The organism is Aliiroseovarius sp. B-4 (assembly GCF_056857795.1).
In genome coordinates, this window is sequence record NZ_JBSXNV010000031.1 from 228,758 (window position 1) to 243,685 (window position 14,928).

Here is a 14,928-nt window from a genome sequence, read left to right on the forward strand (position 1 = left end):
GCAATCGGCGTTGCACATCACACCCGATCCATTACAACTTTCGCAACATGAAACGACCGGAAGGCGGCACCCCTATGAAACAATTCACCCGTTGGCTTGATATGCCGCCGGTCTGGCTGTTGACGATGATCGCGCTGGCCTATGGGTTGGACCGGGTTGTGCCGGGGTTGGGCTTCGGGCTGGGCGTGAGCTTTGGGCTTGGCAACCTGCTGATTGTGCTTGGGCTTGGTCTGCTGGGTGTCGCGATGTGGGAATTCAGGCGTGCCCGCACCACTGTCATCCCGGGTGAGCAGCCGACGGTTCTGTTAAAGCGTGGCATCTACCGCTGGACGCGAAATCCGATCTATCTGGGCGATGCGATGATCCTGACAGGTCTTATACTTAGGTGGGACGTGCTGCCAGCCCTTCTGTTGGTGCCCGTATTCACCACCATCATCTCCAAGCGGTTCATTTTATGGGAAGAAGCGACGCTTTCGGCCAAATTCGGCCCCGCATTCAGCGATTGGGCGGGACAGGTGCGTCGTTGGATATGATTGCCCCGCTGCACAGCAGCATTGCCCTGTGAAGGGGAGTCGCGTATTGAAACATTATTGTCGCAATGCGCTCCGTAACGATAGCATCTTGCGCCTGAGCCGCGTATAGGATGCGCAGGAAACCGCCGGGGCCGAGGGATTGACCCTCGTTCGGCAGACGACGGGAGAAGGAAGAGACTGTGAAGATCGGTGTACCCAAAGAAGTTTACGAGGGCGAGAACCGGGTCGCAATGACCCCGGAAAGCGCTCAGATGCTGCAAAAGCTGGGCTATGAATGCGTGATCGAGACCAAGGCAGGTAACGCTGCGGGCTTCTCGGACGCGGCTTACAAAGAGGCTGGCGTCGAGGTCGTAAAGACCGCAGCCGCGCTTTGGAAAGCGGCAGATATCATCGCCAAGGTGCGCCCGCCAAATGACGCTGAACTGAAGCGGCTGTCGGCGGACAAGACGCTGATCAGTTTCTTCAATCCGGGCGGCAACGAAGCGGGCATGGAAAAGGCCAAGGCGTCGGGCGCGAACGTCATCGCCATGGAGATGGTGCCGCGGATTTCGCGCGCGCAGAAGATGGACGCGCTGTCGTCGATGGCCAATATCGCGGGCTACCGTGCGGTGATCGAAGCGGGTAACAATTTCGGTCGTTTCTTCACCGGTCAGGTGACGGCGGCAGGTAAAGTGCCGCCCGCCAAGGTTCTGGTGGTCGGTGCCGGCGTGGCGGGTCTGGCCGCCATTGGCACCTCGACCTCTCTGGGTGCGATCACCTATGCGTTCGACGTGCGCCCGGAAGTGGCCGAGCAGGTTGAAAGTATGGGTGCCGAATTCGTCTATCTGGATTTCGAGGAAGACCAGCAGGACGGGGCTGCCACGGGTGGTTACGCCTCTGTCTCAAGCCCCGAATTCCGCGAAGCGCAACTTGCCAAGTTCCGTGAGTTGGCGCCAGAAGTGGACATCGTGATCACCACCGCGCTGATCCCCAACCGCGAAGCACCCGAGTTGTGGACCGAGGACATGGTGAAAGCCATGAAGCCGGGCAGTGTCATCGTGGACCTTGCGGCCGAGAAGGGCGGCAACTGCAAACTGACGGTCCCGGATGAGAAGATCGTGACCGACAATGGCGTGACCATCATCGGCTATACCGATTTCCCGTCGCGCATGGCATCGCAAGCGTCGTCGCTTTATGCCAATAACATTCGCCACATGATGTCTGACCTGACGCCTGAAAAGGACGGCAAGATCAATCACAACATGGAAGATGACGTCATCCGCGGCGCGACTGTGACCCATCAGGGCGAGATCACATTCCCACCACCACCCCCGAAAGTGCCGGCCATCGCGGCCAAACCGAAAGCGGTGGTGCCGGAACTGACCCCGGAAGAAAAACGCGCCGCCGAGGTTGCCGCATTCAAAGCACAAACCAAACAACAATTCACTCTCCTGGGTGTCGGTGGCGCGCTGATGCTGCTTGCGGGTCTGTATACTCCCGCCAGTTTCATGCAGCACTTCATCGTCTTCGTCCTGGCGGTGTTCGTGGGATTTCAGGTGATCTGGAATGTCTCGCATTCGCTCCACACGCCGTTGATGGCTGTGACCAACGCCATTTCGTCGATCATCATACTTGGTGCGCTGATGCAAATCGGGTCGGGATCGTTCCTGGTTATTTTGTTGGCGGCTCTGTCGATCTTCATGGCCGGGATCAACATCTTCGGTGGCTTCCTCGTAACACGGCGCATGCTTGCCATGTTCCAGAAATCTTAAGGGGGTAGGGATCATGGATTTTGGTTTCACCACGGCCGCATATGTTGTTGCGGCAGTTCTGTTCATCCTCTCTCTTGGCGGTCTGTCGGGACAGGAAAGCGCGAAACGCGCTGTTTGGTATGGCATTGTCGGCATGGCGCTGGCGGTGTTCGCCACGCTGGTCGGCCCCGGATCGGGTCTGTGGTTGCTGTCGATCGTTCTGATCGCGGGTGGCGGTGTCATCGGCACCTATGTCGCCCAGCGGGTCCAGATGACCGAAATGCCGCAACTTGTCGCCGCGATGCATTCGCTGGTCGGTCTGGCAGCGGTGTTCGTGGGCTACAACGCCCATATCGAACTGGGCAATGTGCTGGCGATGAGTGACGAGGCTCGTCAGGGACTTCAGGGCTTCGCGGCCCTGCTGGCGCATAAGACACCGGTTGAGCAGAACATCCTGCGTGTCGAGCTGTTCCTGGGTGTCTTCATCGGTGCCGTGACCTTCACCGGGTCGGTCATTGCCTATGGAAAACTCGCGGGCAAAGTCAGCTCGGCGGCGGAAAAGCTGCCCGGTGGTCACATGCTGAATGCGGGTGCTGCAATCCTGTCGTTGATCTGTCTGATCTGGTATTTCAACACGGGTGGGTTCCTGCCGCTGTTCATCATGACACTGGCCGCGTTCTTCATCGGCTATCACCTGATCATGGGCATCGGCGGTGCTGACATGCCGGTCGTTGTGTCGATGCTGAACAGCTATTCCGGCTGGGCCGCGGCGGCGATTGGTTTCTCGCTTGGCAATGACCTTCTGATCGTTGTCGGTGCTCTGGTTGGCTCGTCCGGTGCGATCCTGTCCTATATCATGTGCAAGGCGATGAACCGGTCGTTCATCAGTGTGATCCTGGGCGGCTTCGGCGGCTCGTCTGGTCCTGCCATGGAAATCGAAGGCGAGCAGATCGCCATCGACGCCGATGGTGTGGCGGCAGCGCTTGAGGACGCCGACAGCGTGGTCATCATCCCGGGCTACGGCATGGCTGTGGCGCAAGCCCAGCAGAACGTGGCCGAACTGACCCGCCGTTTGCGCGCCAAGGGCAAGAATGTGCGCTTCGCCATTCACCCCGTCGCGGGTCGTCTGCCGGGTCACATGAACGTGCTGCTGGCCGAGGCCAAAGTGCCTTACGATATCGTGCTGGAAATGGACGAGATCAACGACGACTTCCCCGATACGGATGTCGCCATCGTCATCGGCTCGAACGACATCGTGAATCCGGCAGCACAGGAAGATCCCAACAGCCCCATCGCGGGTATGCCGGTGCTGGAATGCTGGAAAGCCAAGCAGGTCTTCGTGTCGAAACGTGGGCAGGGCACCGGCTATTCGGGCATCGAGAACCCGTTGTTCTTCAAGGAAAACACGCGCATGTTCTATGGTGACGCGAAACAGTCGCTGGACACGTTGCTGACACTGATCAACTAGGTGAACCGGAAACCAAGTCAAACGCCCCCGCAGGTCGGGGGCGTTTTTCGTCTCAACGGTTCCAAGGCGTTGTGAATTGCGCAGACGCGCGCAATTTCTTGGCTTCCAACGGCGCGGCACGTGGGTTACGCAAAGGGATGAACCCTTCGCGTGGCATAGCTCTGAAACTCGGATCGGTCGCCTTCTTTATCTCGCTTCAGACGATGGTGAAAGCGGTCACGGTCCATGTGCCTGTGGGCGAGGCGGTGTTTTTCCGCTCGCTTTTTGCGCTGCCGGTGATCCTTGGCTGGTTGGCGTATGAGGGGCGGTTGCACTCTGCCCTTCGCACCAAGAATCCATGGGGGCATATCAGCAGGGGCACGATCGGTGTGCTGGCAATGACGCTCAGCTTCGCGGCTCTTGGTTATCTTCCACTACCCGAAGTCACCGCCATATTCTATGCGGCTCCGATTATCACTGTGGCCCTTGCGGCGATCTTTCTGGGCGAACAGGTGCGCATGGTGCGTATCGGGGCAGTGCTGGCGGGGCTGGCAGGCGTGCTGGTGATCCTCTGGCCGCGTCTCGAAGGCTTTGGAGGGACGGGAGAAGATGATGCACTTCGGGCCTTCGGTGCCGTTCTGGCGCTTGTTGCGGCCTGCTGCATGGCAGTGGCGAAGATCCTGGTGCGCAAGCTGGTGGGGATTGATCCGCCCTCAACTGTTGTCATCTATGCGTCGTTGACCGCTGTTTGCCTGTCTGCCCTGACGATGCCTTTTGGCTGGGTCTGGCCTACCGGGTGGGAGTTCGCACTTTTGCTGGGGGCCGGGCTGTTTGGTGGGGTTGGTCAGTTGATGCTGACCACGGCCTATACGCATGCAGATGCCTCGACCATCGCGCCGTTTGATTATTCGTCGATGTTGTTTGCGCTCGCCTTCGGTTACATCTTCTTCAGTGAGTTGCCGACTCTGCAAACGCTGCTTGGCGCAGGAGTCGTCGTTTTCGCTGGTCTGGTGATCATCTGGCGTGAAAGCCAATTGGGTCGAGATCGGTCCAAGTCGCGCGCTGTCGGCCCACCGGGCAGCTGATTGCCCATCGCACAGTGTATGGGCGCGAATTCTCTGGAAAAGTGGCGAAAACCCCGCTAATCTTCGCGCAACGACCCACACAAGATGGGCGAATGAGGATCAATGGCAGATATAACCCGAACTACCGGGGCCTGCCGTTGGTAGATACGAGCGGTACAGACAAGTGGCAGGCATTTTCTCATGACAGAGATGGTATATGGCGCGGTTCCCGCGCGTGACGGCGACCCCATTCTTCCCCGGTGGTGGCGCACAATCGACAAATGGTCGGTATCGTGCATTCTGATCCTGTTCGGGATCGGCATTTTGCTTGGGCTGGCTGCGTCGCCTCCTCTGGCGGAACGCAACGGTTTGGCAAATTTTTACTATGTTGAACGTCAGTTGGTCTTTGGCGTGATGGCATTAATCACTCTGTTTGCCACCACGCTGATGAGCCCCCAAATGGTTCGCCGCCTTGGTGTGCTGGGATTTCTGGTCGCTTTGCTGGCGGTCATGCTGTTGCCGGTTCTGGGCACGGATTACGGCAAAGGTGCCGTGCGATGGTATTCGCTGGGCTTTGCCTCGGTTCAGCCGTCCGAGTTTCTGAAACCCGGTTTTGTTGTGGTCGCAGCATGGCTGATGGCCGCCAGTCAGGAGATTAACGGCCCACCCGGGCGGTCGATGTCACTGGCGCTGGTTCTGGTGATCGTCGGTTTCCTCGCGCTGCAACCGGATTTTGGACAGGCCGCTCTGGTGCTGTTTGGCTGGGGCGTGATGTATTTCCTGGCCGGTGCGCCGATCCTGTTTCTGGCCGCGGCCGCAGGTGTGGTCGTTCTGGGCGGGATGTTCGCCTATAGCAACTCCGAGCACTTCGCCCGCCGCATTGACGGGTTTCTGACCCCTGACGTGGATCCCACCACCCAGCTTGGCTATGCCACCAACGCCATCCGCGAAGGTGGGTTTTTCGGCGTGGGTGTGGGTGAAGGGCAGGTAAAATGGTCGCTGCCGGACGCGCATACCGATTTCATCATTGCCGTTGCCGCCGAGGAATATGGCCTGATCCTGGTCCTGATCATCATCGCGCTTTACGCCACCATCGTCGTGCGCAGCTTTCTGCGCCTGATCCGCGAACGCGACACGTTCACGCGATTGGCGGGCTCGGGACTGGCGGCGATGTTCGGTATTCAGGCGTTGATCAATATGGGGGTGGCCGTGCGGCTGCTGCCCGCCAAGGGAATGACCTTGCCGTTCGTCAGCTATGGTGGATCGTCCCTGATCGCGGGAGGGATCACACTTGGTATGCTTTTGGCCTTTACCCGCTCCCGACCACAAGGCCGGATGCAGGACGTATTCGCAAACAGGAAGGGGCGATGAACGAGCCCAAACCTCTTCTTGTCATCGCCGCAGGCGGCACCGGTGGCCACATGTTTCCTGCGCAGGCACTGGCAGAGGCGATGTTACGCAAGGGCTGGCGGGTGAAACTGTCAACCGATGCGCGCGGCGCGCGCTATACCGGCGGCTTTCCCCATGTGGTCGAGATCGAAGAAGTGTCCTCGGCGACCTTCGCGCGCGGGGGCGTGTTGGCCAAGGCTATGGTGCCCGTCCGTATCGGTGCGGGTATCATGGGGGCGATCCTGCAAATGCGCCGCGACCGACCCAAAGCGGTTGTCGGGTTCGGGGGGTATCCCACCATTCCGGCATTGGCCGCGGCCAAGGTATTGAACCTGCCACGGATGATCCATGAACAGAACGGCGTGTTGGGACGGGTGAACAGGATTTTTGCGACCCGTGTGAACGCTGTTGCCTGTGGCACCTGGCCCACCGCGCTGCCGGACGGTGCGAACCCTTTCTACACTGGCAACCCGGTTCGGGCAGAGGTGTTGGCCCGCGAAACTTCGGGCTATATTGCGCCTGGCGATTATCCGATGTCGATCCTGGTCATGGGCGGATCGCAAGGTGCGCGCGCCTTGTCGGACACGGTGCCGCCCGCGATTGCCGCTTTGCCGACGGAACTGTTGAAGCATATCTCGGTCAGCCATCAGGCCCGCGATGAGGATATGGCGCGCGTCAGCGCCTATTACACCGAACATGGCATCCGCGCGGATGTGCAGCCCTTTTTCAACGACATCCCGCGCCGCATGTCCGAGGCCCAACTGGTGATCAGCCGGGCGGGCGCGTCGTCGGTGGCGGATATCTCGGTCATCGGTCGCCCCTCGATCCTTGTGCCCTATCCGCACGCGACGGACGACCATCAAACGGCAAATGCGCGTGGGCTGGTGGAAGCTGGCGCGGCGATCTTGATCCCTGAAAGCCGGTTGGATGTGGACACGCTGTCCGAACAGATCAGAACGGTTCTGGACAATCCCGAAGGCGCCATGCGAATGTCGCGCGCCGCGCAGGGGCAGGCCCGGCCTGACGCGACTGAAGCCTTGGTGGAACTGGTCGAACACTTGACGGGCGTGGTCCCGACATCCTGATCCAGCGTGGCTGGTCCTGGACTATCGCATGAGCAGAAAGGCAACCGCATGAACGCAGCAGCGACCAAACTTCCCACCGAAATGGGGATGATCCATTTTGTCGGGATCGGCGGGATCGGGATGTCCGGTATCGCCGAAGTCTTGCTGAACCATGGCTATCGTGTGCAGGGGTCGGATCTGAAAACTTCGAGAATCACCGACCGTCTTGCCGATCTGGGTGCTGAAATCTTCGTGGGCCAGCGGGCCGAGAACCTGGCGAATGTCGAGGTCGTTGTGATCTCGTCCGCGATCAAGCCGGGCAACCCGGAACTGGATGCGGCGCGGGCGCGCGGCCTGCCGGTGGTGCGCCGGGCCGAGATGCTGGCCGAACTGATGCGGCTGAAATCCAACATTGCGGTCGCGGGCACACATGGGAAAACCACCACGACCACGATGGTGGCGGAACTTCTGGTCAAGGGCGGGATCGACCCGACTGTGATCAATGGCGGAATCATTCACGCCTATGGCTCGAACGCACGGATGGGGCAGGGCGAATGGATGGTGGTCGAGGCCGATGAAAGCGACGGCACCTTTAACCGCTTGCCCGCTACCATTGCCATCGTCACCAATATCGACCCCGAGCATATGGAACATTGGGGCGATTTCGACACGCTGCGACAGGGTTTCCTCGACTTCGTGTCCAACATTCCATTCTACGGGCTGGCCGTATGCTGCACTGACCACCCCGAAGTGCAGGCGCTGGTGGGCAAGATCACCGACCGCCGCGTCGTGACTTACGGCTTCAATGCGCAGGCTGATGTGCGGGCGGTCAATCTGACCTACAAAGGCGGCGTCGCGCATTTCGATATCGAACTGCACAATGAAGGCACAAGAATCGACGGCTGCACCCTGCCGATGCCAGGGGACCACAATGTCTCGAACGCGCTGTCGGCGGTGGCAGTGGCCCGCCATCTGGGCATGAAGCGCGACGAAATCCGCGCAGCGCTGGAAGACTTCGGCGGTGTGAACCGGCGTTTCACCCGCGTGGGCGAGGTCAATGGTGTCACCATCATTGACGATTACGGCCACCACCCGGTGGAAATCGCCGCTGTCCTGAAGGCTGCGCGCCATGCCACCGAGGGTCGCGTGATCGCCGTGCATCAGCCGCACCGTTACTCGCGCCTGCATGGTTTGTTTGAAGATTTCTGTGCCTGTTTTAACGAAGCCGACGTTGTGGGCATCGCCGATGTTTATGCCGCGGGCGAAGACCCGATCGAAGGGGCCAGCCGGGACGACCTGGTCGCAGGGCTTGTTCGCCACGGTCATCGCCACGCCCTTGCGATCCCGGACGAAGACGCCCTGACTTCGCTTGTCAAAGACCATGCCAGGTCCGGCGACATGGTGGTGTGTCTTGGGGCTGGCACAATCTCGACCTGGGCCAACAACCTGCCGAAGCGGTTGGGTTGAGGTCTTTCGTCGCAACAGACGTCGCACCGTCTGTCTTTCGGGTGGCAGAGGTGCACATTTGACGAAACACGCGCGGACAAGCGCCGTTTGATAGAAGATGGGTACATGGAACCAGCCCCGTTAAAACGCAATCTCGGCCTTGGCCTTCTGACCATGTATGGTATCGGCGTCATGGTCGGCGCGGGCATCTACGTGCTTGTGGGTGCCGTCGCAGCCGAGGCAGGCATCTGGGCGCCAATGGCTTTCGTTCTGGCCGGGATCGTCGCCGCCCCGTCAGCCCTGTCATATGCCGAACTCAGTTCGCGCATCCCCGAAGCCTCGGGCGAGGCGGCTTATGTCGAGAAAGGGCTGAACAGCCACTTGCTGGCGGTGTTGATCGGTCTGGCCATCGTGCTTGCGGGCACGGTGTCAGCCGCGGCAGTCCTGCGGGGCGGGGTCGGCTATCTGCTGTCACTGATCGACATTCCCGCAACTTGGGCGATCATCGGGTTTGGCGTTGCCCTGACCCTTGTCGCTGTGGCAGGAGTTCTGGAAAGCCTTGCCCTTGTGGCCCTGTTTACCATCATCGAGGTGTTGGGTCTGGCCACCGTGATCTGGGCCGGGTTCACCGCCCCGCCAGTGGCCGAGTTTACCGATCTGCCATCTATCTATTGGCCCGGCGTGGCAGGTGCCGCCGCTCTTGCCTTCTTTGCATTTATCGGGTTCGAGGACATGGTGAACATGGCCGAAGAAGCCCGCGACCCCACCCGCACCGTGCCAAGAGCAATCTTGATTGCGCTGGTTGTGACGACTGCGCTTTACGCCATGGTCTCGCTGGCGGCGATCAGGGCCGTTCCGGTGGACGAACTGGCTGGCTCTGACCGACCCTTGGTTCTGGTCTGGGAGGCCGCGTTTCTAATGTCCCCGGCCATGCTGGGTGCCATCGCGGTTGTCGCCGCGTTAAACGGTGTGCTGGCGCAGATCATCATGGCTGCACGGGTTCTGTTTGGATTGGGACGGCGGGAAAAGCGGCTGTCGATCTTTTATCGCGCGCATCCCCGGTTCGGCACGCCCGTGCTGGCGACGGTGCTTTTGGGTCTCGGCGTGGTGGCAGCGGCGCTGGCATTGCCTGTCTCGGACCTGGCGGAAGTCACCTCGACCGTCCTTCTGATCGTGTTCGCGGTCGTAAATGTCGCCCTGATTGCGTTGAAACGCAAAGACCCCAAAGCGCCGTTTCGCACCGCAAACTGGGTGCCGTGGCTGGGTCTGATCGCGGCGCTGCTGGCGCTTGGGGCTTCATTCCTGACCTCGGGTGCCGGATGAGCGCGCCGCTGATCGCCGCCGCCCTGTGGGTGATTGCCGCCACCGCTGTAGCGTTTCTGCCCATGCGACGTCAGTTTGTGCCAGGTCTGGTGCTTCTGGTGGCCGCGCCGTTCTTGATCCTTTGGATCGGGGCTAACCATGGCTGGCTGTGGGCCGGGCTTGGTCTTGCGGCCTTCCTTTCGATGTTTCGTCGACCCCTTTGGTATCTGACTCGCAAGGCGTCGGGGCGGGTATGACGCTGTCGCTGATCCTTGCCTGTTTCTGGGCCGTCCTTGCGCAGGTCATCGCGCTGTTTCCATCGCGGGATCATCATTGGCGCGTGGCTTACGTCTTGATCGCCATGGGCATTCCGCTATTGGGTTACGTGGTTTATCAAAACGGGCCGCTGGTTGGTGGGCTGGTCATGATCGCAGCAATGTCCATACTGCGCTGGCCAGTGATTTACCTGATCCGCTGGCTGCGCAAGATACGAGGTTGAAGTGACCCATCCAAGCAAGATCGAAACGCGCGGGGCGCTGGTGTCTGACAAGGACTTGTCCACCCTGACTTGGCTGCGCGTGGGCGGCCCCGCCGACTGGTTCTTCATGCCTGCCGATGACAGTGATCTGGCGCAGTTTCTGGCCGCGCTCGACCCGGATGTGCCGGTTTTTCCGATGGGGGTCGGGTCGAACCTGATCGTGCGCGACGGCGGTATTCGTGGCGTGGTGATCCGGTTGGGGCGCAGCTTCAACCGGATTGAGGTTGATGGCAACCGCGTCACCGCTGGCGTCGCCGCACTGGACGCCCATGTGGCGCGCAAAGCTGCGGACGCGGGTGTCGACCTGACCTTTCTGCGCACAATTCCGGGTGCCATCGGTGGCGCGGTTCGGATGAACGCCGGGTGCTATGGCTCTTATGTCGCTGATGTTTTCGTCGAAGCGCAGGCCATCACGCGATCAGGCGAGCGGGTGACGCTGACTGCTGACGACCTCAATTTTCAATACCGCCAGACCGATCTTCCGGACGGTTGCGTGATCACCAGCGCAACATTTGAAGGCCCGATGGGCGATCCTGCCCGGCTTGTCGCCCGGATGGAGGCGCAACTGGCCAAGCGCGACGAGACCCAACCCACCAAGGACCGCACCGCCGGATCGACCTTCCGCAACCCGGTCGGTTTCAGTTCGACCGGGCGCGCCGATGACAGTCACGAGTTGAAGGCGTGGAAGGTGATCGAGGCCGCGGGGATGCGCGGCGCGACCCTTGGCGGGGCGCAGATGAACCCGATGCACGCCAATTTTCTGACAAACACCGGCGACGCCAGTGCCGCAGAACTTGAAGGATTAGGCGAAGAGGTCAGAAAAAAGGTTTACGAACACAGTGGCATAGAGCTAGTATGGGAAATCATGCGCGTGGGTGAATTGGCAGATAAATAAGCCAATGTATGCGCGCAGATACCGGGGTCGGGCAGGCCCTTCAGATCCGGTCGAAATGAACCGGCGACAAGGGGCAAACGCCCTTGCAAACAAGGGGCATAAAGCCCTGAGCAAAGGGGCGGTACAGCCTCCGATAAAGATAAACGCCGCGCGCAAAGTGCGGATAGGCGCCGGAAACGGCTGGGCAGTTGGTCGCGTTCTCGCGATCAAGGACGAGGCAAAAGAGCAGGCATGTCGGGCAAGACGGTCTCGAAAGTTGTGGTTCTTCTGGGCGGCCATTCGGCTGAACGGGAGGTCTCGCTGAGTTCCGGGCGCGAATGCGTTGCGGCACTGAAGGGCGAGGGCTATGACGTGGTCGCGATTGACGCCGGTTCCGATCTTTCCGAGCGTTTGCGCGCAGAGGCCCCCGACGTGGTGTTCAACGCATTACACGGCCGCTGGGGCGAAGATGGCTGTGTGCAGGGCCTGCTTGAGTGGCTGCAAATCCCTTATACCCATTCCGGCGTGTTGGCGTCCTCGCTTGCGATGGACAAGGAGCGCGCGAAGGACGCATTCCGCGTCGCTGGTCTACCGGTTGTCGATAGCGTGCTGGCGCCCGCCGACGAGGTGCGCGCACGTCATGTGATGGAGCCGCCTTATGTGGTGAAGCCGTATAACGAGGGCAGCTCGGTCGGTATCTACATCGTTCAGGACGGGGCGAACACGCCCCCACAACTTGCCCCGACCATGCCCGAAACGGTAATGGTGGAAACCTATGCGCCGGGGCGCGAGATGACGACCACTGTCATGGGGGATCGGGCGCTTGGCGTGACCGACATTCTGACCGATGGCTGGTATGACTATGACGCGAAATATGCCGAAGGTGGGTCGCGCCACATCATGCCCGCCGACATCCCTGCTGACATCGAAGCCGCCTGTCTGGATTACGCCTTGCGCGCCCACGCGGTGTTGGGCTGCCGCGGTGTCAGCCGCACGGATTTCCGTTGGGACGAGGCGCGCGGTTTGGACGGATTGATCCTGCTTGAGACAAACACGCAGCCGGGCATGACGCCCACATCTCTGGCCCCTGAACAAGCGGCGCATCACGGGATCACTTTCGGACAATTCTGTGCATGGATGGTGGAGGACGCCTCATGCGATCGTTGATGCGAAAAACACGCCCTTCGGGCCCGTATCATTCCGTTGCCGCGCCACGCCCGACGGGTTCAAATGGCCCCGCGCGAGGGGGCGAGACCCTTCATCGTGATCCGGCACCGTCACGCATGGCCTATAAGGTGCATCGGCTCTGGCTGACCCCGGCGTTTCGGTCATTCCTGCGGGTCGGGCTTCCCGTCTTTGCCGTGCTTTTGACGGTCGGATGGTATTTCTCAATCCCCGACAATCGCGAAGCCCTTGCTGAAAAATACACCCAGATACAGAGGTCTGTGCAGGAGCGGCCTGAATTTATGGTCAAACTGATGGCGGTCGAAGGTGCGACACCGGTGGTTGCCGACGCGGTGCGGCAAATGCTACCGGTCGACTTCCCCATTTCCAGCTTTGATCTGGATCTGGAAGCGATGCGACAGGAAATCACCCAGTTGGACGTGGTTGAAAAGGCCGATCTGCGGGTGCGGCCTGGCGGGGTGTTGGAAGTCGCCATCACCGAACGCCAGCCGGTCATCATCTGGCGCCACGACGGCATCCTTGATCTGCTGGATCGCACCGGCCACCGCGTCGCAAGCCTGTTGGCGCGCGATGGTCGGTCGGACCTGCCGCTGATTGCCGGTGTCGGGGCTGACAAGGCTGTAACAGAAGCCCTGGACCTGATCGAGACGGCGCATCCGTTTGGCCCGCAATTGCGCGGCCTCGTTCGGGTGGGCGAACGCCGCTGGGACGTGGTGCTGGCCACCAAGCAGCGCATCCTGTTGCCGGAAAACGACCCCGTCGCAGCCCTGGAGCAAGTGATCGCGCTGGATCAGGCGCAAGAGGTGATGGCGCGCGATTTGACCGTAGTTGACATGAGAAATCCCCTGAGACCGACGCTTCGATTGGGCGAGCCTGCCGTCGAAGAATTGCGCCGCATTCGTGCGATTGAGTTTGGAGTAGAAGACCAATGACCGATATTTACAGCCAGCAGCGCGCCATGCGCTCGATGCGCGAAGCCGCCATGCAGCGAGGTGTGATCGCAATTCTGGATATCGGCAGCTCGAAGATCGCCTGTCTGATCCTGCGCTTCGACGGGCCGGACCAGTTTCGGGAAAGCGATGGGGTGGGCAGCCTGGCCGGGCAAAGCGCGTTTCGTATCATCGGGGCGGCGACCACGCGGTCACGCGGCGTGCGCTTCGGCGAGATTGATGCGATGCGGGAAACCGAACGCGCCATTCGCACCGCCATTCAGGCCGCGCAGAAAATGGCAAACATCCGTGTTGACCACGTGATTGCATGTTTCTCGGGTGCAAACCCGCGCAGCTATGGGCTGGATGGTGTCGTGGAGCTGAACGACTCGGCCGTGACGGAAGATGACGTCGCGCGGGTGCTGGCCGCGTGCGACATGCCGGATATCGGCGACGGGCGCGAAGTGTTGCACGCCCAGCCGGTCAATTTCGCGCTGGATCACCGGTCGGGACTGAGCGACCCGCGCGGGCAGATCGGCAACCGGCTTGCGGTGGACATGCATGTTCTGACCGTCGATTCAGCGGTCATTCAGAACCTGCTCTATTGCATCAAACGTTGCGATCTTGAACTGGCGGGGCTGGCCAGCTCGGCCTATGTGTCCGGCATTTCCGCCTTGGTGGAAGACGAACAGGAGCTGGGCGCGGCCTGTATCGATTTGGGTGGTGGTTCAACTGGTCTGTCCATCTTCATGAAAAAGCACATGATTTATTCTGACAGTGTGCGATTGGGCGGGGATCACGTGACCTCGGACATCTCGAAGGGGCTTCAAGTGCCCTTGTCGACGGCGGAACGCATCAAGACTTTCTATGGCGGCGTCGTTGCCACCGGCATGGATGATCGCGAGATGATCGAGATCGGCGGCGACACGGGTGATTGGGAACATGACCGCCGCACCGTCAGCCGGGCCGAACTGATCGGCATCATGCGACCGAGGGTCGAGGAAATCCTGGAAGAGGTCCGGGCCTGTCTTGATGCGTCTGGGTTTGAGCATTTGCGCAGCCAGCAGATCGTGCTGACCGGCGGCGGCAGCCAAATTCCCGGATTGGACGGGCTCGCCCCGAAAATTCTGGGCCAGCAAGTGCGGATCGGTCGGCCTTTGCGCGTGCAGGGTTTGCCACAGGCCGCCACAGGCGCGGGGTTCGCCTCGTCCGTCGGGCTGTGCCTGTTCGCCGCCCACCCGCAGGACGAATGGTGGGATTTCGACATTCCTGCGGAAAGCTACCCCGCCCGCAGCCTGCGGCGCGCCTTCCGGTGGTTCAAAGACAATTGGTGAATGGGGGTCGTCCAGGCAGCAACATGCGGTGCCTTCGGCGAAATCCTGCTGAAATCTTCGATAATCCCTCAATATTTTGCGGCTTTCCGACCC

General features: G+C 60.6%; 14 protein-coding genes. All 14 read left to right on the forward strand.

All coding sequences use genetic code 11. From position 1 onward, the window contains the following. Positions 1-74 precede the first annotated feature (74 nt). The 14 genes from AC13C8_RS06125 to ftsA all read left to right on the forward strand — a co-directional run bounded on the left by AC13C8_RS06125 (position 75) and on the right by ftsA (position 14,835). A complete protein-coding gene (locus AC13C8_RS06125) occupies positions 75-533 on the forward strand; it encodes a methyltransferase family protein (protein ID WP_482846726.1) in 459 nt (152 codons plus the stop codon). Between the two features lie 179 nt (positions 534-712). After that, the gene (locus AC13C8_RS06130) at positions 713-2,284 is read left to right on the forward strand and encodes a Re/Si-specific NAD(P)(+) transhydrogenase subunit alpha (protein ID WP_091430401.1); all 1,572 of its coding nucleotides are present in this window, start codon (positions 713-715) and stop codon (positions 2,282-2,284) included. A gap of 13 nt (positions 2,285-2,297) precedes the next feature. After that, positions 2,298-3,731, forward strand: a complete 1,434-nt coding sequence (locus AC13C8_RS06135) for an NAD(P)(+) transhydrogenase (Re/Si-specific) subunit beta (protein WP_482846727.1) — start codon at positions 2,298-2,300, stop codon at positions 3,729-3,731. Positions 3,732-3,868: 137 nt separating this feature from the next. After that, the gene (locus AC13C8_RS06140) at positions 3,869-4,795 is read left to right on the forward strand and encodes a DMT family transporter (RefSeq protein ID WP_482846728.1); all 927 of its coding nucleotides are present in this window, start codon (positions 3,869-3,871) and stop codon (positions 4,793-4,795) included. Between the two features lie 180 nt (positions 4,796-4,975). After that, entirely contained in the window at positions 4,976-6,145 is a 1,170-nt protein-coding gene (gene ftsW / locus AC13C8_RS06145; RefSeq protein ID WP_482846729.1) for a putative lipid II flippase FtsW, read from the forward strand. Next, positions 6,142-7,248, forward strand: a complete 1,107-nt coding sequence (gene murG / locus AC13C8_RS06150; RefSeq protein ID WP_482846730.1) for an undecaprenyldiphospho-muramoylpentapeptide beta-N-acetylglucosaminyltransferase — start codon at positions 6,142-6,144, stop codon at positions 7,246-7,248. The genes ftsW and murG overlap by 4 nt, the downstream gene beginning before the upstream one ends. Before the next feature lie 48 nt (positions 7,249-7,296). Continuing rightward, the gene (gene murC / locus AC13C8_RS06155) at positions 7,297-8,694 is read left to right on the forward strand and encodes a UDP-N-acetylmuramate--L-alanine ligase (RefSeq protein WP_482846731.1); all 1,398 of its coding nucleotides are present in this window, start codon (positions 7,297-7,299) and stop codon (positions 8,692-8,694) included. Between the two features lie 105 nt (positions 8,695-8,799). After that, positions 8,800-9,996 carry an APC family permease gene (locus AC13C8_RS06160; protein WP_091430388.1) on the forward strand — a complete coding sequence of 399 codons (1,197 nt, stop codon included), beginning with the start codon at positions 8,800-8,802 and terminating at the stop codon, positions 9,994-9,996. Next, complete coding sequence (locus AC13C8_RS06165) at positions 9,993-10,232, forward strand: DUF2484 family protein (protein ID WP_091430386.1); 240 nt, start codon at positions 9,993-9,995, stop codon at positions 10,230-10,232. Before AC13C8_RS06160 ends, AC13C8_RS06165 begins: the two co-directional genes overlap by 4 nt. Further along, positions 10,229-10,474, forward strand: a complete 246-nt coding sequence (locus AC13C8_RS06170; RefSeq protein WP_091430384.1) for a DUF2484 family protein — start codon at positions 10,229-10,231, stop codon at positions 10,472-10,474. Before AC13C8_RS06165 ends, AC13C8_RS06170 begins: the two co-directional genes overlap by 4 nt. Before the next feature lies 1 nt (position 10,475). Next, positions 10,476-11,408 carry a UDP-N-acetylmuramate dehydrogenase gene (gene murB, locus AC13C8_RS06175; protein ID WP_482846732.1) on the forward strand — a complete coding sequence of 311 codons (933 nt, stop codon included), beginning with the start codon at positions 10,476-10,478 and terminating at the stop codon, positions 11,406-11,408. A gap of 231 nt (positions 11,409-11,639) precedes the next feature. Next, entirely contained in the window at positions 11,640-12,554 is a 915-nt protein-coding gene (locus AC13C8_RS06180; protein WP_482846733.1) for a D-alanine--D-alanine ligase, read from the forward strand. Further along, positions 12,542-13,504: a cell division protein FtsQ/DivIB gene (locus AC13C8_RS06185; RefSeq protein WP_482846734.1), complete on the forward strand. Its 963-nt coding sequence runs from the start codon at positions 12,542-12,544 to the stop codon at positions 13,502-13,504. Before AC13C8_RS06180 ends, AC13C8_RS06185 begins: the two co-directional genes overlap by 13 nt. Beyond that, positions 13,501-14,835 (forward strand): cell division protein FtsA, encoded by a 1,335-nt coding sequence (gene ftsA, locus AC13C8_RS06190; protein ID WP_482846735.1) that lies wholly within the window; start codon positions 13,501-13,503, stop codon positions 14,833-14,835. Before AC13C8_RS06185 ends, ftsA begins: the two co-directional genes overlap by 4 nt. Positions 14,836-14,928 lie beyond the last annotated feature (93 nt).